Origin of the sequence: Sphingomonas sp. MMS12-HWE2-04, assembly GCF_044881185.1 — a bacterium.
Taxonomy (GTDB): Bacteria; Pseudomonadota; Alphaproteobacteria; order Sphingomonadales; family Sphingomonadaceae; genus Sphingomonas.
In genome coordinates this window covers 508074-531509 of the sequence record NZ_CP173254.1, presented here as the reverse complement: position 1 = coordinate 531509, position 23436 = coordinate 508074, and the positions used below count along the sequence as shown (strand labels likewise).

The 23436-nt window shown below is 65.8% G+C and carries 19 protein-coding genes and 1 pseudogene; 16 read left to right on the top strand and 4 right to left on the bottom strand.

What is annotated here, in order from left to right; genetic code table 11:
- Positions 1–27 precede the first annotated feature (27 nt).
- The 3 genes from AB2M62_RS02450 to AB2M62_RS02440 all read right to left on the bottom strand — a co-directional run bounded on the left by AB2M62_RS02450 (position 28) and on the right by AB2M62_RS02440 (position 3242).
- Positions 28–408, bottom strand: coding sequence for a hypothetical protein (locus AB2M62_RS02450; RefSeq protein WP_404337502.1), 381 nt, complete (start codon positions 406–408; stop codon positions 28–30).
- Between the two features lie 105 nt (positions 409–513).
- Positions 514–1824: an amidohydrolase family protein gene (locus tag AB2M62_RS02445; protein ID WP_404337500.1), complete on the bottom strand. Its 1311-nt coding sequence runs from the start codon at positions 1822–1824 to the stop codon at positions 514–516.
- Positions 1821–3242: an amidohydrolase gene (locus tag AB2M62_RS02440; protein WP_404337499.1), complete on the bottom strand. Its 1422-nt coding sequence runs from the start codon at positions 3240–3242 to the stop codon at positions 1821–1823. Before AB2M62_RS02440 ends, AB2M62_RS02445 begins: the two co-directional genes overlap by 4 nt.
- 211 nt (positions 3243–3453) lie before the next feature.
- Between AB2M62_RS02440 and AB2M62_RS02435 the strand changes: the two genes are divergently transcribed.
- From AB2M62_RS02435 to AB2M62_RS02415, 5 genes are all read left to right on the top strand, one after another.
- Positions 3454–6156 carry a PAS domain S-box protein gene (locus AB2M62_RS02435; RefSeq protein WP_404337498.1) on the top strand — a complete coding sequence of 901 codons (2703 nt, stop codon included), beginning with the start codon at positions 3454–3456 and terminating at the stop codon, positions 6154–6156.
- A complete protein-coding gene (locus tag AB2M62_RS02430; RefSeq protein WP_404337496.1) occupies positions 6156–6770 on the top strand; it encodes a response regulator transcription factor in 615 nt (204 codons plus the stop codon). Before AB2M62_RS02435 ends, AB2M62_RS02430 begins: the two co-directional genes overlap by 1 nt.
- 495 nt (positions 6771–7265) lie before the next feature.
- Complete coding sequence (locus tag AB2M62_RS02425) at positions 7266–9134, top strand: methyl-accepting chemotaxis protein (RefSeq protein ID WP_404337494.1); 1869 nt, start codon at positions 7266–7268, stop codon at positions 9132–9134.
- Between the two features lie 184 nt (positions 9135–9318).
- Positions 9319–11223, top strand: coding sequence for a methyl-accepting chemotaxis protein (locus AB2M62_RS02420; protein WP_404337492.1), 1905 nt, complete (start codon positions 9319–9321; stop codon positions 11221–11223).
- A gap of 252 nt (positions 11224–11475) precedes the next feature.
- Positions 11476–12870, top strand: coding sequence for a methyl-accepting chemotaxis protein (locus AB2M62_RS02415; protein WP_404337491.1), 1395 nt, complete (start codon positions 11476–11478; stop codon positions 12868–12870).
- A gap of 206 nt (positions 12871–13076) precedes the next feature.
- Here AB2M62_RS02415 and flaF read toward each other — a convergent pair whose 3' ends face one another.
- Positions 13077–13436, bottom strand: a complete 360-nt coding sequence (gene flaF / locus AB2M62_RS02410) for a flagellar biosynthesis regulator FlaF (RefSeq protein WP_404337489.1) — start codon at positions 13434–13436, stop codon at positions 13077–13079.
- 115 nt (positions 13437–13551) lie between these two features.
- On the opposite strand from flaF, the gene AB2M62_RS02405 reads away from it, so the two are divergent.
- From AB2M62_RS02405 to AB2M62_RS02355, 11 genes and pseudogenes are all read left to right on the top strand, one after another.
- Positions 13552–15966 (top strand): HAD family hydrolase, encoded by a 2415-nt coding sequence (locus AB2M62_RS02405; protein WP_404337488.1) that lies wholly within the window; start codon positions 13552–13554, stop codon positions 15964–15966.
- A gap of 83 nt (positions 15967–16049) precedes the next feature.
- The gene (gene motA, locus AB2M62_RS02400) at positions 16050–16934 is read left to right on the top strand and encodes a flagellar motor stator protein MotA (protein WP_404337486.1); all 885 of its coding nucleotides are present in this window, start codon (positions 16050–16052) and stop codon (positions 16932–16934) included.
- Positions 16909–17226 (top strand): lipid asymmetry maintenance protein MlaB, encoded by a 318-nt coding sequence (locus AB2M62_RS02395; protein ID WP_404337484.1) that lies wholly within the window; start codon positions 16909–16911, stop codon positions 17224–17226. The genes motA and AB2M62_RS02395 overlap by 26 nt, the downstream gene beginning before the upstream one ends.
- Positions 17223–17588: a response regulator gene (locus AB2M62_RS02390; protein WP_404337482.1), complete on the top strand. Its 366-nt coding sequence runs from the start codon at positions 17223–17225 to the stop codon at positions 17586–17588. The genes AB2M62_RS02395 and AB2M62_RS02390 overlap by 4 nt, the downstream gene beginning before the upstream one ends.
- Positions 17585–19769, top strand: a pseudogene (locus tag AB2M62_RS02385) (chemotaxis protein CheA). The gene AB2M62_RS02390 and the pseudogene AB2M62_RS02385 overlap by 4 nt, the downstream one beginning before the upstream one ends.
- Positions 19766–20266 (top strand): chemotaxis protein CheW, encoded by a 501-nt coding sequence (locus tag AB2M62_RS02380; protein WP_404337480.1) that lies wholly within the window; start codon positions 19766–19768, stop codon positions 20264–20266. The pseudogene AB2M62_RS02385 and the gene AB2M62_RS02380 overlap by 4 nt, the downstream one beginning before the upstream one ends.
- A complete protein-coding gene (locus AB2M62_RS02375; RefSeq protein WP_404337478.1) occupies positions 20263–21144 on the top strand; it encodes a CheR family methyltransferase in 882 nt (293 codons plus the stop codon). The genes AB2M62_RS02380 and AB2M62_RS02375 overlap by 4 nt, the downstream gene beginning before the upstream one ends.
- Entirely contained in the window at positions 21144–22187 is a 1044-nt protein-coding gene (locus AB2M62_RS02370) for a chemotaxis response regulator protein-glutamate methylesterase (RefSeq protein WP_404337476.1), read from the top strand. Before AB2M62_RS02375 ends, AB2M62_RS02370 begins: the two co-directional genes overlap by 1 nt.
- On the top strand, positions 22187–22576 hold the full coding sequence (locus AB2M62_RS02365) for a response regulator (RefSeq protein ID WP_404337474.1): 390 nt from the start codon (positions 22187–22189) through the stop codon (positions 22574–22576). The genes AB2M62_RS02370 and AB2M62_RS02365 overlap by 1 nt, the downstream gene beginning before the upstream one ends.
- Entirely contained in the window at positions 22576–23100 is a 525-nt protein-coding gene (locus AB2M62_RS02360; RefSeq protein WP_404337472.1) for a chemotaxis protein CheD, read from the top strand. The genes AB2M62_RS02365 and AB2M62_RS02360 overlap by 1 nt, the downstream gene beginning before the upstream one ends.
- Entirely contained in the window at positions 23100–23435 is a 336-nt protein-coding gene (locus tag AB2M62_RS02355; protein WP_404337470.1) for a hypothetical protein, read from the top strand. The genes AB2M62_RS02360 and AB2M62_RS02355 overlap by 1 nt, the downstream gene beginning before the upstream one ends.
- The last annotated feature ends 1 nt before the right edge of the window (position 23436 follow it).

Sequence of the window (23436 nt, the reverse complement as noted above, 5' to 3'; positions counted from 1 at the left end):
GTCCTTCGGGGCCTCCCCTTTTTCTTGTCAGCGGTCGGTGCGGCTGACGATGTTGGCGGTGCCGTCGGGCGTGATGCTGATCATATGCGCCATGCCGCCATCGCAATTGGCCCGCCACAGCGGCTTGCCGTCCTGATCGGGGACGCGGACCGACGAGACGACCTGCTGGCAGGGAAGCCCGGCGTCCATGATCGCGCGGATGAAGACGACGTTGCGCTGGCGGTCGTTCATCGCGAGCACCTTGGCAGTGACGTTCTCGCCCTCCGCCACGTTGCCGATCGCATTGGTCTCGGCCGCGGCGTTCAGCGGCACGGCGTTGGTGCCGTTGGCAGGCGGTTCGTCGTCGCTGGCCTGACAGCCTGCAAGCAACACCGCCGCCAGCACCGGCACGATCCTTAGCGCACGCATCGTCTTCTCCCCAGATAGCACCGTCTCAATGCGGCATAGCTCGTACTGGTTCCGCAACGAAAGCATAGTTAGGTCGCCCCGGCGCGTGGCCGGGGCGACGAAAGATCAGTGCTGATAGGCCTTGGGAAGCGCGCCTTCCTTGGGATCCCAATAGCGATCGCGCAGGCGAGTCTGGCGGCTGGTCATCGGCTGCTCGACGCCGTCGATGATCACCGAGACCGCGCTGGTCCCGATCTCGAGCGGATCGCCGTCCCAGATCACTGCATCGCCATGGCGGCCCGGCTTGAGCGCGCCGAACTCGCCGCCCAGCCCCAGCGCCTCCGCCGGCTTCGAGCTGATCGCGGCGAAGGCGGCGTTCCAGTCGAGCCCGGTCGCCCCGGAGACGCGCGTGAGCGCCACCAGATTGCCGGCGAACTGCTTCTCCCAGCGCGCCTGGCGCGCCTCGTCCTGGTTGATCGTGCCGATGCCGACGAGCACGCCGGCGGCCTTCAACCGGCCGACATTGGACTGGGTGGCGGCGAGCTGCTCGAAATTCTCGGGCAGGTCGACCAGCGCATTGGCGATCACCGGCACGCCGGCGGCGGCGATCTGCGGCGCGACCGTCCAGCCTTCGCTGGCGCCGACCAGCACGAGCTTGAGGCCGGGCACTTCGCGCTTGAGCGCGAGCAGCGCGAGGATGTCCGAGCCGCGCTCGACATGGGCGAGCAAGGGCACGCGGCCCTGCACCACCGGGGCGAGCGCCTCGGCATCGGCGCGGGTGAGCAGCGCATCCTTGCCGCGATCGGCGAAGCTCGCCGGGCTGCGCAGATAGTCGCGGACTTCGAACAGCGCATTGCGCAGCATCGCATAGGCGGCCGGACGGCTGCCGCCGGCCGAACGCGCACCGCTCTCGCCGAATTCCATGAACTGGAAGGCGCGCGGCTTGCTGACGGCGTCCATATCGGTGGCGAGATCGATGATCGCCCCCTGCCCGGCAAAGATCGAGCCGCTGTGATTGTCGGGCGCGACGACGGCGCGGGTGACGCCCTCGAGGCGATTGATCGCCAGCGGCGAGCTGCGCGGATTGACCGCGGGCGACACGTCGAGCGCGGCGTTGAACGGCGTGGAGCCGGCGCTGCTGTCATTGGTCTCTTCGACCCCGTCGACCTCGACGATGCCCATGCGGGTGAAGCCCGCAAAGATGCCGGGGGTGACATAGCGCCCCGCTGCATCGATTACCCGCGCGCCAGCAGGCGCGGCACCGCCGGCGCCGGCGGAGACGACGCGGCCGTCGCGGATCACCACCGTGGCGCCTTCGATCGGCGCAGAGCCATCGCCGACGACCAGCTTGGCATTGGTGATGACGATATTCTGCGCAGCGGCAGGCGCGGCGAGCGCGACAAGCGCCGTCGCGGTGGAGAGGAGCAGCCTGATCACTTCACGTCCCCCTCGCCCGGCTGGCCGAGCTCGAAATCGGAAACCGGCCGCCGCTTGGGATCGGCCGCATTGTAGAGCAGCGCGCCATCGACCCAGACCATTTCGGGGCGGGTGTAGACGCTGAACGGATTGCCGTTCCACAGCACGACGTCGGCCATCTTGCCCGGCTTGAGGCTGCCGGTCTTGTCGGCGATGCCGAGTGCCTTGGCCGGGTTGATCGCCAGCCAGCGCCACGCCGCTTCCTCGGAGATCTGGAAGCCCGCCTTGATGCCGGAGGCACGCGCCTTGGCGACTTCCTGGTTGAGGCGCTGGATGCCGTTGGCATCGTCGGAATGGATCATCGCGCAGGCGCCTTCCTTTTCGAGGATGGCGAGGTTCTCCGGAAGCGCGTCATAGGCTTCCATCTTGAAGCCATACCAATCGGCCCAGACCGCGGCGCAGGTGTTGTTGGCCTTGAGCAGGTCGGCGATCTTGTACGCCTCGACGGCGTGGTGGAACGCCGAGACGTGGTAGCCGAACTCCTTGGCCATATCGAGGACCACGGCCATTTCGTCGGCGCGATAGCAATGGTTCTGGACGAGGATCTCGCCGTCAAGCACGCCGCGCAGCGTGTCCATCGCGATATCGCGCGACGGCGGCTCGCCGCCCTTTTCCTCATATTTCTCCCAGCGGCGCTTATATTCGACCGCCCGCGCCCAGGTCGCGCGATCGACGGCGATATTGCCCATCCGGGTGGCGGGCGAGCGGCCCTTGCTGCCATAGACGCGCTTGGGGTTCTCGCCGCACGCCATCTTGAGGCCATAAGGCGCGCCGGGGAACTTCATCGCCTGCATCGTGCGGGCATAGACGTTCTTCACGACCACCGAGCGGCCGCCGAACAGGTTCGCCGAGCCGGGCAGGATCTGGAGCGTGGTGACCCCGCCATTGACCAGCGCGCGGCCGAAGCCGGGATCCTGGGGCCAGACGCTGTGTTCGGCCCAGACTTCGGCAGTGACCGGCGAGGTCATCTCGTTGCCGTCCGAATTGGCCTGAACGCCGGGCGAGGGATAGTCGCCTAGGTGGCTGTGGATGTCGATCACCCCGGGGGTGACATATTTGCCCCGCCCGTCGATCGTCATCATCCCTGCCTCGGGCTTCAGATCCTGGCCGACCGCGACGATCTTGCCGTCGCGGAACAGCACTGCGCCGTTCTCGATCCGGCCGCCCTCGCCATCGAAGATGGTGACGTTGGTCACCAAGGTCGGCGCACCCTGATAGGGGCGATAGGTCGAGGGATAGGGATCGTGCGAATAGCCCTTGCCCTTGCCCGGAGCACCATCCTGGGCCGGCGGCTTCGACGCGGCGCTCTCGGTGCGCCCGGTCTGCGCACAGGCGGCGAGCCCGGCAACGGCGCCGAGAACGAACAGGGATCGGATCAAGCGTGGCTCCTTCGCTGGGCGGCGCTGTTGCGCGCTGCAGCACTGTTTGCCGGGAACCAGCGGCTTTGCAAGCCGTAGGAGTGTGTGCAAGCTATGTTGCTACGGGGCAGCCCGGAGGTGCATCAAAGGGACATTACGGAACTTCGCGGACTGAGATGACGGGCTAAAGGCCAGATAAGGCCTCGCTAAATCCTGTGCAGGGGCAGTCGATTTGCGTTTCGAATATGATCAGAAGGCTTGGAGATACGGGCAGAGCCCGACCACCAGTTATGTCGCCGCCGGGCTGTTTACGCTCGCCGGCCTCGTCAGCGTCGTAACTTTTTCAGGCTGGTTGCTCGATATTTTGCTGCTGCGCAGCTTCGGCGCCGAGCATCGACCAATCTGGCCCTGGACGGCGATCGGCTTTGCCGCGCTTTCGGCCGGGTTTCTGGCTTTGGTCCTCGAGAAAAGGCGCATGGCGCTGCTTTTCTGGGGATTGCCGCTGACCATAGCGCTGGCCACAATCTTCCAGAATATCTCCGGTCTCGACCTGGGCACCGACAGGCTGCTGTTCGCCGATCTGGTTTCCCAATATCCCGGGCCACATCCCGGACGCACCGGGACGGTGTCGTGCATCGTGCTGATCCTTCTCGCCACAGCGGGTCTGGGAACGCTGGCGCGGGCATCGCTGCGCGAGGAAGCCGCCGCCCTCGCCGCCACGGCGACGCTGGGCCTGGCAGCCGCTTCGGCGGGACTGATCCTGTTTTCGAGCCCCGGCGAGCAGCCTGGCCAATTCCTGTCGGTTTCGATCCCTGCGGCGCTCTTGAGCATCTTGCTGGCCCTCGCGTTCATCCTTCTGCACAGCAATATCGGCTGGGTGCGCGCGGTGGCCGTGAGCAGTGGCGAATGGCACGCCTTGCGCCTGCTGCTGCCGCTCGCGCTGGTGCTCCCGGTCGTGCCTTCGCTGCTCGAACTGCTCATCCAGGATCGCGGCCTCTTCTCGCCCTTCGTGACCGAGATGTTCGTCGTCGTCTGCAACATGCTGATCGTGGCGCTAATCGCCTATTGGGCAGTGACCCGGGTGATCCGCGGCCAGGCACGGGCAATGGAACTGACCCACGCGCTGGACGTGACGACCGTGCTGCTGACTGACCCCGAGGGGCGGATCACGCATTGGTCGCACGGCTGCCAGCAGCTCTATGGCTGGAGCCAGGCAGAGGCGCTGGGACAGCAGAAATATGCGCTGCTGCGGTCCTACTGCACCGTCAACGACGATATGCACGACAGCACCCGCCTGGAGCTGATCGAAACCTGCCGCGACGGGCGCGAGATTCACGTGCTCGAGCGCGTTCAGTCCGTCCACACGCCAGGGCAGCCGCCGACCTCGGTCCACAAGGTCACCGACATCTCCGAACGGGTTGCCGCGATCGAGGCTTTGCGCGCGAGCGAGGAGCGGCTGGCGATCGCTACCACCGCCCATGAACTCGGGGTGTTCGAATGGTACGTCAACAGCGGCGAGATCGAATGGTCGCCGGGCACCGAGCAGCGGCTGGGCGTGCCGCCGGGATCGATCAACACTTTCGAGAAATGGCGCCTGAAAGTCGAGCAGGTGGACATCGACGTGATCAGTGCCGATGTTGCCCGCGCCGTCCGCGAGCATCTCGACAAGATAAGCTTTCGCTATCGCCTGTCGCCCGAGCCCGGCAGCGTTCGATCGATCGAGGGGTCGGCGCGGCTGTTCTACACCGCCAAGGGCGAGGTCGACCGCTGCGTCGGTTTCATCATGGACGTCACCGCGCGCGACGAACATGAGCGCGAACTGCGCCGGCGTGAGGCCCAGCTTCGCTCGGTGCTGGAAACCGTGCCCGATCCGATGATCGTCATCGACGAGGCGGCGGTCGTCCTGCAATTCAGCGCGGCAGCCGAGCGGCTATGGGGCTATTCCGCGGCGGAGGTGATCGGCCACCAGGCGACGATGCTGATCCCGCTCGACCGCCGTGAGATACACATGGCCGTGTTGCGCCGCTTCCGCGAGCGCGGCGAAGGGCTCCAGGGCGAGATCTCGATCAGCGTCGGCGAAGCGTCGGACGGCCGCAATTTCCCGATGGAGGTGCGCACCGGCATCGCCCGCAGCGGCGGGCAGCTGCTCTTCACCATGTTCGTCCGCGACCTGACCGAGCAGCGCGAAAACGAAGCCCGGTTGAGCGAGCTCAACAACGAAATCGCCCATGTCTCGCGCCAGAGCGCGATGAGCGAACTTGCCGCCGATTTGGCGCACGAATTGAACCAGCCGCTGGCGGCAACGTCGAACTTCCTGGCGGCGGCGCGGATGCTGCTCGAACGCGGCGAACAGACCGAGCGCGTCACCGAATTGCTGCGCATGGGATCCGAACAGACGCTGCGCGCCGGCGAAATCATCCGGCGGCTGCGCGCGTTCATGGCGCGTGGCGAAGTGGAAATGCGCGCGGAATCGGTCGAGCGCACGGTGCGCGATGCCGCCGAACTGGTGATGGTGGGCACCGCACAGTTCCAGATCCGCGTCGCCTATCAGCTCGATCCCGAGATCCGCTTCATGTTTGCCGATCGAATCCAGGTTCAACAAGTACTCGTGAACTTGATGCGCAACGCCATGGAAGCACTAAGAAATTCCGATCGCGAGGATCGGCTTATCATCATAAGTTCACGAAAATGCGAAGATCACATGATCGAGATCAGCGTCAATGACAACGGTCCCGGCCTACCTTCGCATGTATTGGAGCAACTTTTTTCCCGGTTTACGACAACGAAGGGGGCTGGCGGCGGAATGGGTATTGGACTTTCGATCAGCAAGCGTATCATCGAAGCACATGGTGGGGCGTTGAGTGCCGATAATCGCCCCGAAGGTGGCGCATCTTTTCGGTTCACTGTTCCCACGGTCGAGGAGGGCATCGAATAATGGCAAGAACGATTTATATCGTCGACGATGATGACGCGGTGCGCGCGTCGCTTCACAGCTTGCTGTCGGTATTGCCGGGGCTGATCGTGCGCAGCTTCCGCTCGGGCGATGCGTTCCTCGAAGATGTGAACGATCTCGATCCGGGCGTGCTGCTGCTCGACTTCCACATGCCCGGATCGACCGGGCTCGACGTGATGAAGGCACTCGACGGATCGGGCGATTTCGTGCCGATCGTCCTTACCGGCCAGGGCAATGTCAATCTGGCGGTGCAGGCGATGAAGGAAGGCGCGCTCGACTTCATCGAGAAGCCTTATGAAGCCGAACTGCTGATGCAGGTGATCGACAATGCGTTCTCGCGGCTCGAACATGACAGCGAGGCCGCAGCGCGCGTCGGCCAGGCCGAGGCGAAGATCGCCAAGCTCAGCCCGCGCGAGACCGACGTGCTCAAGGGGCTGATCGAAGGGCGATCGAACAAGATCATCGCCTATGAGCTCGACATCAGCCCGCGCACGGTGGAAATCTATCGCGCCAACCTGATGGAAAAGCTCGAGGTGCGCAGCCTCTCCGAGGCGCTGCGCATCGCCTTTGCGGCGGGGCTGTTCCCCAAGAGCTGAGCGGAGCGGCCGCCGCTCCTCCCGGGCGACGGCGCTGCACAGCGAAAGCCCCCGACCGGTCGACATGCCCATCGGCAATGGCGCTGGTCTGGGGAGCAATTTGCGGCATCGGTGCGGAAGCTGCCTGTCACAAGAGGGGCGGCGGCGCCGGTGCGATCGCCCGCGCGCCGATAGCGGCGAGGCTGCCGACGCCTGCATGCGCCAAGCAGGGCGCCCCTGCCCGACCGCGGGCGTGCAGCGCGGCGTCCCGCCACGAGGGTAGCGACCAGACGACGCGCCCGTTCATGAAGTGCTGGAACTGATACCGCAGGACGGCGCGATGGTCCTGAACACGGAACCGCGCAAAACGGCGACTTTGCCAGACCTCCGTACAACTACATAGGCCGGGCATCCGCCCGCCTATTCACATCTATAATGATCTTGGCTCCGTGTTTTCCCCGGGGCGCCGGACAGGGTGGCACGCGCTTCCCGGATCAACAATCGGATGCTTTGAACATGCTTGCGACACTCAACAATTGGCGCCTGGCAAAGAAGATGCTGGTGGCGTTCAGCTTTCTCGGTGTGCTCGTCTGCGCACTGGCCATCAACGGCTATGTCTCGAACCGCGCGCTGACCGGCATCGCGACGCGCCATGTCGAGCGCGGTGTCGCCGGCATGGCCGGGCTCGCCGACATGATGAGCGACGTCAAGGAACTGCGGATCATCGTCTACAGCTATTACAACGCCACCAAGCCCGCCGATGAAGAGAAGCTGCGCAAGCGCATGGCCGAGGGCCAGAAGAAGATGGCCGACGACATCGATGCTTATGCCAAGATCGCCGGCGACGATTTCGGGCCCGAAGTCGCCCAGCTGCGCGATCTCGTCGGCAAGCTCAGCGACGTCAACGGCCGCATCTTCGCGGCGCGCACCAGCGGCGACCTCGAAGGCACGCTCGCGCTGATCAAGGGCGACGGCAAGGACATCTCGCGCGCCGCGATCGACCAGACCGAGAAGCTGATCGACCTGTCGCGCGAGCGCACCGCGGCCGAGAACGAAAACGGCATGGCGGAATCCAGTTTCGCGCTGGTCGTCACTGTGCTGCTGTCGCTGCTCACCTTTGCCGGCCTCGTCGCCGTGTGGCTGGCGATCAACCGCACCGTCGCCCAGCCGATGGCCGAGCTGAGCAGCGCCACCAAGACCCTCGCCGAGGGCGGCACCGCCGATGTTCCGCACCGTTCGCGCGAGGACGAACTCGGCGAGATCGCCGGCGCCGTCGAGAATTTCCGCATGGCGGCGATCAACCGCGCCGCAGCCGACGCGCGTATCTCGGCGGAGCAGGAAGTGGTGACCACGACGCTGCGCGAGAGCCTTTCGGCGCTCACCCAGGGCGATCTGACCACGCGGATCGATGCCGACTTCCCGCCGGCCTATGCCGAGCTCAAGACCAACTTCAACGATGCGCTGGCGAGCCTGCGCACGCTGATCGGCGCAGTGACCGAATCGACCTCGTCGATCCGCACCGGATCGAACGAGATCGCCCAGGCCTCCGAGGATCTGGCCCGCCGCACCGAAGCCAATGCCGCGAGCCTCGAGGAGACTTCGGCCGCGGTTGCCCAGATGGACGAGCGCCTCAAGGCGACCGCCAAGGCGGCGAGCAGCACCGTCGATCGTGCCGATGGCGCGATCTCGACCGTTGCCGGCGGGCGCAGCATCGCCGACGAGGCCGTCCAGGCGATGGGCCGCGTTGCCGAGGGTGCCAAGGGCATCAACTCGGTGATCGAAGGCCTCGACAAGATCGCCTTCCAAACTCGCGTTCTGGCGATGAACGCTGCCGTCGAAGCCGGCCGCGCCGGTGAAGCCGGGCGTGGCTTCGCGGTGGTCGCCGACCTGGTCTCGGCACTGGCAATGCGCTCGGAAGAGGAAGCCGCACGGGCCCGCGATCAGCTGACCGCGACCCAGACCGACATCGTCGCCGCAGTGGAAATGGTCAACAAGGTCGACGGCGCGCTCGCCAACATCGCCGGCGACGTCGGCGAGGTCCATGCGCTGCTCGGCAACATGGCGTCCGACAACCAGGCCCAGTCGACCGCGATCACCGAAGTCAGCATCGCGATCGGCACGATGGACCAGTCGACCCAGCAGAATGCCGCGATGGTCGAAGAGACTTCGGCTGCCGCGCGCAACCTGACCAGCGAAGTCGCTTCGCTTGCCGAGCAGGCCGCCAAGTTCACCATCGGCGGCGAGGTTCGTCGTCCGGCGGCCAAGCCGGCCGCGCCCGCACGGGCACCGGCCAAGGCACCAAAGGCCTATGTCTCGCCGGTAAAGGCACTTCCGGTGCCTGCCATGGCAAGCGCGGGCGGCCAGGACGACTGGACTTCGTTCTAAGTCTCTTCCGCACCTCACATTTGAGGGCGCTTCGGCAGCAGCCGAAGCGCCCATTTTTTTGCCCAATTACGGTAAATACCGGAGGCTATTCCTCCGCATCGGGCAAGTCATCGCACCTATAAGATACTAAATCATACGGCCGTGCACGTGGGTGCGCGCGTCATCCTTCAGTAAAGGGTATGCCATGGCGGACCTTCTCGCCCGTTTCAAAATTCCGACCAAGATCATGGCGCTGTTGCTGATGCTCGGCGTCGTCACGCTCGTCGTCTCTTTTTACGGCTCGCGCGTGCTGCTCAAGTCGGACGCCGACTATTCGGAACTCACCGACGTCAAGCTGCCGATCGCGACCAAGCTCGCGCGAGTCAATCGCTTCGCCACCCAGATGCTCTACGCCAGCTATCGCGTGATGGCCTATGATGGCGGCTCGGCGGAAAATCGCGCCTCGGCGGAATTGGAGCGGACCGCCTATGACAAAGCGGTAAAGATCCTGGACGACGTCAAGGCCGTGGCCCCCGAAAGCGCCGCGGATATCGACGCGATCCGCGCCAAGCTCGACGATATTCAGCAGGGCGCGATCGAGGCGGTGCGCTTCGGCTCGCAGAATCAGGACGAGGCTGCACGCGCCAAGCTGGCGGGACTTGATACCAAGCTGGACTCGCTCAGCAAGGAACTCGCTGACGCTAACGACGCGCGCGTGGCCGAAGCCAGCAAGATTTCGGCCGCGCTCTCGGTAACCGCGAGCAGCACGTCGACGATGATGCTCGTCGTCAGCGTGATCGCAATCATCGCCGCGCTGGTCATCGGCTTCCTGGTATCGCGTATCGGCATCACTGCCCCGATCGCGTCGCTGCAGGACACGATGGCCAAGCTCGCAGCGGGCAATAACAGTGTCGAAGTCGCCGGCACCGAACGCGCCGACGAACTGGGGCCGATGGCCAAGGCAGTGCTGGTGTTCCGCGACGCCGCGGTTGCACAGGAAGCGGCACAGGCCGAAAAGGCACGTGCCGATGCCGAGCAGCGCCTGGTCGTCGAATTGCTCGAGACCGGCCTTGGCCAGCTCGCCCAGGGCGACCTGACCGCCCGCATCGATGCCAGCTTCTCGCCGACCTATGAATCGGTGAGGGTCAATTTCAACGATGCGCTGACCAATTTGCGCACGCTGATCGGCGCGGTGATGGATTCGACTGCGTCGATCCGCACCGGCTCGGGCGAAATCGCCCAGGCCTCCGAAGACCTGGCCCGCCGCACCGAAGCCAATGCCGCGAGCCTCGAAGAAACCTCGGCCGCGGTCACCCAGATGGACGGCCGCCTCAAGGCCACCGCCACGGCCGCCGGCCGCACGGTCGATCGCGCCGACGGAGCGATCGCCACCGTCGCGGGCGGCCGCTCGGTCGCCGACGAAGCGGTGCAGGCGATGAACCGCGTCGCCGCGGGCGCCAAGGGCATCGACAGCGTCATCGAGGGCCTCGACAAGATCGCCTTCCAGACCCGCGTTCTCGCGATGAACGCCGCCGTCGAAGCCGGCCGCGCCGGCGAAGCCGGGCGCGGCTTCGCGGTGGTCGCAGACCTGGTTTCGGCGCTGGCGATGCGTTCGGAAGAAGAGGCGGCCCGCGCCCGCGACCAGCTCACCGCGACCCAGACCGACATCGTCTCGGCGGTGGAGATGGTCAGCAAGGTCGACGGCGCACTTGCCGAGATCGCCACCGATGTCGGCGAGGTTCATGCCCTGCTCGGCAACATGGCGACCGACAACCAGGCCCAGTCGACCGCGATCACCCAGATCAGCGTCGCCGTGGGCACGATGGACCAGTCGACCCAGCAGAACGCCGCGATGGTCGAGCAGACCTCCGCCGCCGCGCGCAACCTGCTGGGCGAAGTGACTTCGCTTGCTGACCAGGCTTCGAAGTTCGTCATCGGTGGCGAGATCCGCCGGCCCGCCGCCCCCGCGCCCGCCCGGGCACCGGCCAGGGCGCCCAAGGCGGCCGCCAAGTCGGGCGCCAAACCGGGCGGCTATGTCTCGCCGGTCCAGGCGCTGCCCGTCGCCGCAATGGCATCGGCCTCCTCCTCGGACGACTGGACTTCGTTCTAAGCCATCCCCCAGGGGTCGCATCAGGGCGCTCCGGCACTGCCGGGGCGCCCTTTTCATGGCCGAATGTTGAGCAACAAAAATAATGCAGCAATCGCGCATATAGGCTACGTCACTGATATTGATATATATTATGGGCCAACCCGGAGGTCGGGGCTCCGGTTTCTTACTTAGGTTGAAACCGATCCGATCCGCCGCCCCTCTATAAATGAGCCAACGGTCCTCCGACCGGGATCATAAGGAGGAATTGCAGCAATGCATTGGTTTCGGGTTGTCGCACCCATTAGACAAAAGACGTTTTTCGCATTCTCGACGCTGATCGCAACGATGGTCGTGGTCGGCCTGGCCGGGCTCGCTTTGCCCTGGTGGATCGCCGCCCCGGTGCAGCTCGTGCTAATCGGCGGCGCGGCCGTCGCCTGCGCGATGTGGCGCACGGCGATCTGCGACCCCTATGTTACCACGGTGGTGCGGATGGAAGGCTTGGCAGCTGGGGAGCTCGAGCAGCCCATCCTGTTCACCGAATATCAGGACTGCGTCGGCCGCATGGCCCGCGCGATGCTGACCTTCCGCGACGCCGCGGTGCGCGAGAAGAGCACTGCCGCCGAGCAGGGCGCTGTCGTCGACACGCTTGGCGAAGCCTTGTCGCGACTTACCCATGGCGATCTGAGCACGCCGATCGCGGCGGATTTTCCGGGCAGCTATGGCGCGCTCAAGACCAACTTCAACGGCGCGCTCGAGAGCCTGCGCGGGCTGATCGGCGCAGTCACCGAATCGGCAGCGAGCATTCGCACCGGATCGGCCGAGATCGCCCAGGCGTCCGAGGACCTGGCACGCCGCACCGAAGCCAATGCCGCGAGCCTCGAGGAGACTTCGGCCGCGATCACCCAGATGGACGGACGCCTCAGGGCAACCGCCGAAGCGGCAAGCCGCACCGTGGGGCGTGCCGATGGCGCGATCTCGACGGTCTCGGGCGGCCGCGGCATCGCCGACGAAGCCGTGCAGGCGATGGGCCGGGTCGCCGAGGGCGCCAAGGGCATCGACAGCGTCATCGAAGGCCTCGACAAGATCGCCTTCCAGACGCGCGTCCTCGCGATGAACGCGGCGGTGGAAGCCGGACGGGCGGGTGAAGCCGGCCGTGGCTTCGCCGTCGTCGCCGATCTCGTCTCGGCCCTGGCGATGCGCTCGGAAGAAGAAGCGGCACGGGCACGCGACCAGCTGACCGCCACCCAGACCGACATCGTCTCGGCGGTGGAAATGGTCGGCAAGGTCGATGGCGCGCTGGCCGATATCGCCAAGGACGTCGGCGAGGTCCATGCGCTGCTGAGCGACATGGCGATCGACAACCAGGCGCAATCGACGGCGATCTCCCAGGTGAGCACCGCGATCGGCACGATGGATCAGGCCACCCAGCAGAACGCGGCGATGGTCGAAGAGACCTCGGCGGCGGCGCGCAACCTCACCGGCGAAGTCGCCTCGCTCGCCGAGCAGGCCGGCAAGTTCACCATCGGCGAGGAAAGCCGCCGCTTTGTGGCGCGCACCGCACCGGTGGCCAAGCCGCGGGCCAAGGCCGGGGGCTATGTCTCGCCGGTCAAGCCACTGCCGGTCGCCGCGATGGCGAGCGCAGGCGGGGACGACTGGAACGCGTTCTAAGCGTTTCGTATCGCCGAATTGTTAGAAGGGCGTCCCGGCAATGCCGGGGCGCCCTTCGCTTGTGCGCCGAGTGCCGAGAGGCGGGAGCGCGCGGCGACCTGCGAGCGCTGCCCCTCCGGATCCATACGCAGGCCGGCGTCCGCCAAAGCAAAAGGGCGCCGCGGTTTCCCGCGACGCCCTTTTTGCTACAGTCGATCCGAGTGGCTTCAGGCGGCGAGACGCTGCCCGCGAAGCCCTTCCATGATCGTGCGATTGATCTCGATGAGCTCGCTGACCGGCTCGCGGCCCGCGATCACGTCGCTGGTGAAGCGTTCGACGAACAGGCCGATCGAGATGATCTGCGCGCGCAAGGCGTGCGGAAGGCCGTTCCCGGTCGCACCGCAATCGGTGGCGAAGGTCGACCACATCTCCCGGTTGCGGTGAAGCGGACGCATCAGCATCGCTCCCTTAAGACCGGCGGTTTCGGCATCCATCATTTCGCCCGTGATTTCGCTCATCAGCCGAAATTCGGCTGCACGCGGCGTTTCGGCCCGGCTGCGGGCCACCTGATAGGCACTCAGAGTCATGCTGGCTCCTTTGATGACTCTCCCATTCTAGAACGAAATCGCCGGTAGGGGCTGCGACCCTCCTATAAGAATTATGCGTCCATTCAATGCGGACGCGCTTTCCAGGGAAATCGCATTGACCGACTCCATCCTTCCGCACGACTTGCCGTCGGCGCTCGACGGGCGCGACCAGATCAAGCTGCTCTCGCTCGACTGTTTCGACACGCTGCTGTGGCGCGACGTCCACGCGCCGCACGACCTGTTCGGCGCCTTCGATCACTGCAACGTGCTGCAGCGCCGCTGGGCCGAGCAGCGCGCGCGCACCGGTTCGGCGATGCGCCGCAAGCAGCTCGAGGTCGGCATCGCCGACATCTATCGCGCGCTGCTGCCCAATGCCGATGCCAAGACCGTCGCCGACGCCGTCCAGGCCGAGCTCGACGCCGAGGCGGCACACTGCTTTGCCTTCGCGCCGGCGGTGGCGCTGATGCGCGAGGCCAAGCGCCGCGGGCTTCCAATCATCATCGCGTCGGACACCTATCTCGACGCCAAGCAGCTGCGCGGCCTGATCGCCGCGGCGGCCGGCGAAGACGTCGCCGCGCTGATCGACCGCTTCTTCTGTTCGTCGGTCTATGGCCGTTCGAAAAATGAGGGCCTGTACGAGCTCGTCCTCAAGGAACTGAAGGTCAAGCCGCACCAGATCCTCCACATCGGCGACAATCATGGCGCCGATGTCGGCGGAGTCGCCAGGTTCGGCGTCAACACGCTCCACCTCAAGCAATTCACCGAAGCGACCGAGCAGCGCCTGCGCCTCGAATCCTCGGTGAGCGCGATCCTGCACCCCGCTGCGGCGCAGACCGCGACCACGCACCAGCCGCACCGCGCGACGCTCGCCGCGGTCGAACCGCAGATCGCCGACGCCGCCGAGGGCTTCGGCTTCGCGACGCTCGGCCCGGTGCTCCACGCCTTCGATCGCTGGATCGACAGCGAGGCCGAGGCGCTGCGCGCGCAGCATGGCGGCAAGGTCCATTATCTCTTCATGATGCGCGACGGCTATCTGCCGCTGCGCGTCCACCAGGCGAACGGCAGCGACGACGCGGGCCATGCGATCGAGATCAGCCGGTTCACTGCCTCCGCCGCGTCGTATAGCGACCAGGCCGCCGTCGAGCGCTATCTCGAGGCCGAAGTCGGCAGCGACCTGGAAGTGTTGATGAAGCAGATGCTGCTTCCGCCCAGCGAAATTGCCGCGATCCAGAAGAAGGTGCCGCCGACGTCGTTCGGCGCGTTCTTCAAGGAAATCCGCCATCCGCAGCGGATGCGCCAGATCCTGACCAACAGCCGCGCCTTTGGCGAGCGGTTGGTCGCGCATGTCCGCCGCGCGGTCGATCCGCAGCCCGGCGACACGCTGATGCTGATCGATCTCGGCTATAACGGCTCGGTCCAGAACGATGTCGAGCCGCTGCTCAAGCGCGCGCTGGGCGTCCAGGTCGCCGGCCGCTATCTGCTGCTGCGCGAACAGTCGCTGCCCGGCCTCGACAAGAAGGGGCTGATCGGCCCCGACCATTACGACTTCTCCACGCTCGAGGCGCTGAGCGGGAACGTCGCCGTGATCGAGCAGGCGTGCACCGCCGCGCAGGGCTCGGTCGTCGATTACAAGCAGGACGGCACTCCGATCCGCCGCGGCAGCAGCATCAAGGGCCGCCAGAGCGCCATGCGCGACCGCATCCAGGAAGGCTGCCTACGCTTCGCACGGGCGCAGAAGGACGTTGCGATCCGCGCCGCCGCCGCTCCCCAGGACGCCGCGATGTGGCGCCGCGGCGCTGCGAGCGTGCTGACCCGTCTGATGTTCTTGCCGATGGCGGACGAACTCGCCGTGCTCAGTGCCTTCGAGCACGACGTCAATCTCGGCGTCGACTATACTGTCCCCCTGTTCGATCCTGCCACGGCCAAGCGCGGACTGCGCCAGCGCGGCCTGTTCTACATGAAGAGCGCGTCGCGGATGTATCTCCCTGCCGAGCTGCATGGCGAGGGTCTGGCGGTCAAGCTCAGCCTCCTCGCGCAGAAGCGCTTCGGGCTGCCGCTCAAATATGCCGATTTCGTCGATACCACGATCTCGCTGCCGGTGATCGTCGCCGACGGGACCAACGTCTCGACCGGACAGATTACCGCCACACCGACGCATGACGGTTATTTCCTCGCCCCCATTCCGATCGGCGACTGCCGCTTCTCGGTGGGCCTCCAGTTCGGCCAGCTGTTCGACTGGGTTCAGGTGGAGAGCGCAACGTTCATGCCGGTGGACCGCTTTCTCGCCGAGAAGGAACGCGCGGGCGGCGAAGAGATCGATGCCAACCCGTCGCTGGAGGGGATGGAGCAGGCTGCGCCGCACCTGTTCCGCTGCAACGACGAATATGCGTTCATGATGGTCCCGCCCCCGGCGCGTGCCGATGACCGCCCGATGATGCTCGCGGTGGTCTTTCGGCCGATCGCGACGCGCGAGACCCTGGCCAACCCCGCTGCCGCCGTTCCCCAGAACGCCAACGCCAACGCCGCTTGATGCAAATTCGACGGGTGACACCCCTGCCCGTCGAATAGCCTCTATAATTCACAGACAAACTACAGAAAGAATTGGCCACCGCAATGCTGAACGGCATCGGTTTCATCATTATCCTAGTCTGCGTGTTCGGCAGCTTCATGATCTCGGGCGGCAAGTTCGAGATCATCCTGCATGCCCTGCCGCACGAACTGATGGCGATCGGCGGGGCGTCGATCGGCGCGTTCATCGTGTCCAACTCGATGAGCACGCTGAAGAAGGCCGGCAAGGGCATCACACGCGCCTTCAAGGGCGGCAAATGGAAGGCGCAGGACTATAAGGACCTGCTCACCCTGATGTTCAGCGTGCTGTCGACCTTCAAGAAGGGCGGCGCCACTGCACTCGAGCCGCATCTCGACAAGCCCGAGGAAAGCACGCTGTTCGCGCCCTATCCCCGGCTGCTCAAGGACCATCACCTGATCGAATTCATGTGCGACTATCTTCGCATGATGACGGTCAATTTCGAGGATCCGCATCAGCTCGATGCGGCGATGGATGCCGATATCGAAAAGCATCACCACGAAGAGGCGCATCCGCAGCACGCGCTGCAGATCATGGCAGACGGTCTGCCCGCAGTCGGCATCGTCGCCGCGGTGCTTGGCGTCATCAAGACGATGGGCTCGATCGATCAGCCGACCGAGATCCTCGGCGCGATGATCGGCGGCGCGCTCGTCGGCACCTTCCTCGGAATTCTGCTCAGCTATTGCCTGGTCGGTCCGCTGGCCGCGAAGCTGCTCGAAACGATCGAAGAGGATTCAAAGCCCTTCTTCATCGTGAAGACCGCGATCGTCGCCTACGCCCAGAACCAGCCGGTTCAGGTCGCGATCGAGATCGCGCGCCGCATGACGCCGTCGGCCTATGCGCCGACCTTCCAGCAACTCGAAACTGCTCTCGACGAGGCGAAAAATGGACTCAACCCTGCAACTGCCTGAGGCGGACGACCGCTCGCTGCGCCTTCCCGCGCACGGAACCACCGTAACCGCGGAAGACCTGCGCGCGCGCCTCGCCCTCGCCGCCGACCAAGACGATGCCGTCGAAGTCGATGCGTCGGACGTCGAGAGCGTCGGCCAAGCCGTGCTCCAGATCCTCGTCGCGGCACGCAACGAGGCCCAGGCCAACGGCCACCCCTTCCGTATCCTCAACCCTAGCCAAGCTTTTGTCGAACGCGTGACAAGTTGCCACCTGGTGGACGCGATCGGCCTCGAAATCGGAGACGTCCAGTGAGCAAGTTGATCCTTACCGTCGACAACTCGGCGAGCATGCGCATGCTGCTCAAGACGTCGCTGACCGCCCAGGGCTATCGCATCGAGAGCGCCAATGACGGCGAACATGGTCTCGAGCGCATGCACGAGGTCAAGCCCGACCTGTTGATCACCGACATCAACATGCCCAAGATGGACGGCTTCGAGCTGATCGAGGCGGTGCGCGCCGAAGGCCAGTTCCGCGGCACGCCGATCCTGGTGCTGTCGACCGAATTCTCGGATGAGAAGAAGCAGCGCGCCCGCTCCGCCGGCGCCACCGGCTGGATCACCAAGCCCTTCGAAGCGACCAAGCTGGGGGCGGCGATCCGCCGCGTGTGCCCGTGAGCGACGAACTCGACGAAATTCAGGCAATCTTCTTCGAGGAATGCACTGAAGGTCTCACCACCGCCGAACAGGGTCTGTCTGCGATGCAGGCGGGCGACGTCTCGGCCGGGACCATCGCGGGCGTGTTCCGCGCAGTCCACTCGATCAAGGGCGGCGCCGGCGCGTTCGGCCATGCCGATCTGACTGCATTCGCACACAAGTTCGAGAACGTCCTCGACGAAGTGCGCAGCGGCAAGATCGCGCCATCGGCCGGTGTCGTCAAGGTCATGCTGAGCTCGTTCGACGTGCTCTCGGACCATGTCGAAGCCGCCAAGGGCCTGGCCGGTCGTCCCAACGACGCCGCAGCGCTCGCAGCCCTCGAGAAGGTGCTGGCCGACAAGGGTGCGGGCGACGATGTCGCCGCGCCGGCGACCGCAGCGCCTGAGCCCGTCGCGGCGCCCGCTCCGGCGGAGGACGAGTTCGGCTTCACGCCGGTCGCGTTCGCGCTCGACGACCTCGACGGCTCCGGCCCCGAGTCCGCCGCGAACTGGACGATCCGCTTCAAGCCGTCGCGTGCGGCGCTCGCCAATGCCGGCGAGCCGCTGCTGATCATCCGCGAGCTCGAAACGCTTGGCGCGACGATCGAGTCGGTCGACGTCTCGGAGGTTCCGGCGCTGCGCGACCTCGACCCCGAGGAAGCCTATTTCACCTGGACGCTGAGCATGCCGGGCGATGTCGCCGAAAGCGACATCAACGACTGCTTCGACTTCGTCGCACCAGAACTCGGTCGTCGAAGTGACGCGTGGCGCGGCTGCTGTCCCTGCCCTCGCCGCGGCCCCGGCTGCCGAGGTTGCGGAAGCATCCGACGAAATGGGCTTCGTGCCCGTCACGGCGCTGATCGACGACTTCAATGCGAACATCGAGCAGGTCGTCGGTGCGATCGCCGCCGCCACGGCGGCGCCGGTGCCGGCAAAAGCGCCGGTCGAAGCGCCCGCCGCCGCCGTTGCTCCCAAGGCAGCGAACGAGGCGGCGCAGACGATCCGCGTCGATCTCGGCAAGCTCGATCTGCTGCTCAACCTGGTCGGCGAGCTGGTGATCCGAAACTCGATCCTGGCCGACCGGCTGTCGCCGGCCGACCGCCAGCGCGTCGAGCTCCCCGAGCTCGCCCGCCTGACGCGCCAGATCCAGGACAATGTCATGTCGCTGCGCGCGCAGCCGATCAAGCAGGCGTTCAGCCGTGTGCCGCGCATGCTGCGCGACCTCTCGGTCGAGACCGGCAAGACGATCAACCTCGAGACCTATGGTGAGACCACCGAAGTCGACAAGGGCGTGATCGAGAAGATCGGCGATCCGCTGACCCACATGATCCGCAACGCCGCGGACCATGGCCTCGAAAGCGCCGAAGAGCGCATCGCGGCGGGCAAGGATCCGGCTGGCACGATCAAGCTTTCGGCCGAACAGCGCGGCGCGCGCATCTTCGTGCGCGTCCAGGACAATGGCCGCGGCATCAACCGCGAGCGCGTCAAGGCCAAGGCCATCGAGAAGGGGATCATCTCCGCCGATGCCCAGCTCAGCAACGAGGAAATCGATCAGCTGATCTGCGCGCCGGGCTTCTCGACCGCCGAAACGATCTCGAACATCTCGGGTCGCGGCGTCGGCATGGACGTGGTCCGCTCGAACGTGGAAGCCCTGGGCGGCCGCGTCGAGATCAACTCGGTCCCGGGCGAAGGCACGACCTTCACGATGATCCTGCCGCTGACGCTCGCGATCCTCGACGGCATGATCGTGCGTCTCGCCGGCCAGCGCTTCGTGCTCCCGCTCAGCCATGTGCTCGAGACGGTCCAGCCCGAAGTCGGCCAGGTAAAGCGCACCTCGCCCGACAGCGAAGTGATCGACATGCGCGGCGAATATGTGTCGGTGAAGCGCGCAACCGAGATCTTCGGCCTCAACGACGACCGCGCGATCGAGGAATCGCTCGTGGTGATCGTCGAGAGCGAAACCTCGGGCAAGGTCGGGCTCGTCGTCGACACCATCGATGACCGCCGCGAAGTGGTCATCAAGAGCCTCGACCAGAACCTCCACCCGATCCGCGGGCTGAACGGCGCCACCATTCTTGGCGACGGCTCGATCGCGCTCATCCTCGACATCGAGGCGCTTGCCGCCTCGACCACCCGCTACACGCCGAAAGGACTCGCAGCATGACCACCGAAACGAACGCGGCGAACGATACCGACCGCAAGATCGTCACCTTCTCGCTCGCCCAGCAGACCTTCGGGATCGACATGCGCGCGCTGATCGAGATCCGCGAATGGGATGAGCCCACGCCGCTCCCCAACGTGCCGAGCTTCATCAAGGGCGTCACCAACCTGCGCGGCAACGTGATCCCGGTGGTCGGCCTCGCCGAGCGCCTGGGCTGGGAGCCGAGCGCGATCCATGCCCGCTCGTGCATCCTGGTGGTCAACATCCTGGGCAAGCAGGCCGGCTTCCTGGTCGACGAAGTCAACGACATCGTCGCGATCAGCGAGACCGACATCCAGCCGGCTCCCGAAGTCGAGACCATCGAGGCAAGCGTGATCGCCGGCCTGGTGCGCATCGCAACGCGCCAGAAGGACGGCACGCGGGACGAAAAGGGCACCATGGTGCTGCTGCTCGATCTCAACTCGCTGAGCCTCACCAAGCATCTGGATCTCGCAGCGTGAGCCCCGCCGGGGGCGCCGCGCTGGCGCCTGCCGGCGCCACAGGCACGGCGACGAGTCACAACGCGGAGCTCACGCCCCGCGACTTCGCCGCCATCGCCGCGATCATGCATGAAGATGCACGCATCGCGCTGAGCGAGGCGAAGACCACGCTCGTCCAGTCGCGCCTCGCGCGCCGGCTGCGCGAGCATGGGCTAAGCCGCTACAGCGACTATATCGCACTGATCCAGAGCGACCCGAAGGAACGGCATGCGATGGTGGTGGCTCTCACCACCAACCACACGCATTTCTTCCGCGAGCCGCATCACTTCGATCATTTCCGCGAGACCGTCCTGCCGGTGCTCAAGCGCAAGCAGGGTCCGATCCGGATCTGGTCGGCGGGCTGTTCGTCGGGCGAAGAGGTGTACACGATCGCGATGTGCCTGCTGGGGACGGACCGCACGTCCGCATCCTGGCTGCGCAACGCCGATGTCCGCCTGCTCGCCACTGACATCGCCCCGCACGTGGTCGAATCGGTCCAGCGCGGCTTCTATGCGGAGCAGGCAGCCAATGGCGTGCCCGAGCCATATCGCAGCACCTGGATGCGCCCCGCCCCCGGCGGGTTCGTGATGGCAGAGGAAGCGCGCCAGCTGGTGACGGCCAAGGTGCTCAACCTGTTCGAACCGTGGCCGCTCAAGGCCGCTTACGACATCATCTTCTGCCGCAACGTGATGATCTATTTCGGGGATCCCGCCAAGGAAGAGCTGGAAGACCGTTTCGTCAACCAGCTCGCCCCCGGCGCACACCTCTATATCGGCCATTCCGAGCGTCTGATCGGGCCGGCAGCCAGCCGCATGCGTTCATGTGGCCACACCATCTATCAAAGGCCGGAGGTCCACTAATGCAACCGGTACGCACTCTGATCGTCGACGACAGCGCCTCGATGCGCGCGACGCTCAAACGCATGCTTTCAGCCGATCCCGACATCGAAGTGGTCGGCATGGCACCAGAGCCGTTCGCGGCGCGCGACATGATCAAGACGCTCAACCCCGACGTGCTGACGCTCGACGTCGAGATGCCGGGGATGGACGGGCTGTCGTTCCTGGAGCGCATCATGCGCCTCCGGCCGATGCCGGTGGTGATGTGCTCGACGCTCACCGCGCGCGGCGCGGAAGTCACGATCGAGGCGCTCCGCCTCGGCGCGGTCGACTATGTCACCAAGCCGAGCGGCACGCCCGAGGACATCGAGCGCGACGCTGCGCTGCTCTGCGAGAAGGTCAAGACGGCCGCCCGCTCCGCGGCGCGCGCCGGGCCGACCCGTCTGCCGCCGCAGCCCAGCATCGCCGGCGGCGGCGGCGCGGGCAAAGTGATCGCAATCGGATCGTCGACGGGCGGCGTCGAGGCGTTGTTCTCGCTGCTCCCTGCATTGCCGGTCGATTGTCCGCCCGTGCTCATCGTCCAGCACATGCCGGCGACGTTCACGCGCAGCTTTGCCGCGCGGCTCAACGCCGAATGTCGCGTGAATGTTGTGGAAGCTACGGATGGCGCCACGGTCCAGCCGGGAACCGTCTATATTGCTCCTGGGGGGGACGCGCACATGGAGCTGAACGGCGGCGCTGCCGGCCGGATCAAGCTCCGCCCGGGCGATCCCGTTACCGGGCATCGGCCTTCGGTCGACGTGCTGTTCCGCTCGGTGGCGCCTTTGGGTGCTTCCGCGGTCGGCGCCATCCTCACCGGGATGGGCCAGGACGGCGCCGCGGGGCTTCTGGCGATGCGGCGCGCGGGTGCGCGCACGCTGGGCCAGAGCCGCGAGACGTGCGTGGTCTACGGAATGCCCCGCGCGGCAATGGAGGCCGGCGCGGTCGAGAGGGAAGTTGGTTTGTCTGGGATGCCCGAAGCGCTGCTGAAGGCATGCCGTGAAACGGTTAAGGTTGGGAGCGTCTGATGCCTGCTGCTGCAGCGATAAAGGTGATGGTCGTGGACGACCAGACCAGTATGCGTGCGATGATCCGTCGCGCATTGCAGGATCTGGGCTTCAAGGACGTGCGCGACAAGCCGAGTGCCCCCGAGGCACTCCAGGCGATCAAGAGCGACCGCGTCCACCTGGTCATCTCCGATTTCAATATGCCCGAAATGGACGGACTGCAGTTCCTGGAGGCCGTGCGCGGCGATCCGGTGATCGGCAAGACCGTGTTCATCATGCTCACCGGCTCGGCGGACAAGGAAATCGTCCAGAAGGCCGCGGCACTCGGCGTGAACAACTATGTCGTGAAGCCCTTCGCGCCGGCGGCGCTGAAGGAGAAGATCGAACGCGTTTTCGGCGAGCTCACCTGATGCGCCGGGTCTCCATCGTACAAGGCGAGAATGCGGTGGTGGCCGAGCCCGATGTGGTGGTCGCAACGCTTCTGGGAAGCTGTGTCGCGGCCTGCCTCTACGATCCCGTGGCCAAGGTGGGTGGCATGAACCACTTCCTGCTCGGCGAGCCGGGAGCCGACCACAAGGTCGCCGCGTCGGAGATGTCGCGCTACGGGCTCCATGCGATGGAGCTGCTGATCAACGGGATGATGGCCCGGGGTGCGGTGCGCAACCGCCTCCAGGCGCATCTCTACGGCGGCGCCACCATCGTCTCGGGCCTGGGCGGAATCGGTGCCTCGAATGCCGCCTTCGCGCGGCGCTTCATGGAAACCGAGGGCATCGCCATCGCCCATGCGGATCTCGGCGGTACCTCGGCGCGCAAGATCGAGTTCCTGCCGCACGAAGGCCGCAGCCGCTGCACCAAGGTCGCCGAGCGTGTGCCCGAGCGTCCGCCCGTTCCCATCCCCGCGCCCGCCGATGGCGGCGAGCTGGAGCTGTTCTGATGTCGTGCCTCCCCATCGCCGCACAAGCGGCAAATGCCAATCCGCTTCCCGGCTACGATCCGTTCTCGAGCGTGCTCCACAGCGTGATGGCGGGCGAAATCCGCGAGATGCGCGACATGCTCGAAAAGCTCGCCGAAGTGCTTGTCTGCGACGAGCATTTCGCCAGCTCGTATCTCGAGCAGCTCCAGTCGTTCGACTATCTGATCCAGCATGCCGACGAATGCGTCAGCCTGCTCGATCGGATTGCCGGCGGCGAGGATTCGCTGACCGCGATCAGCCATGTCCGCCTGGGCGCCGTGCAGCAGCGGCTACGTTCGGCGCTGGCGGGCGGCTGAT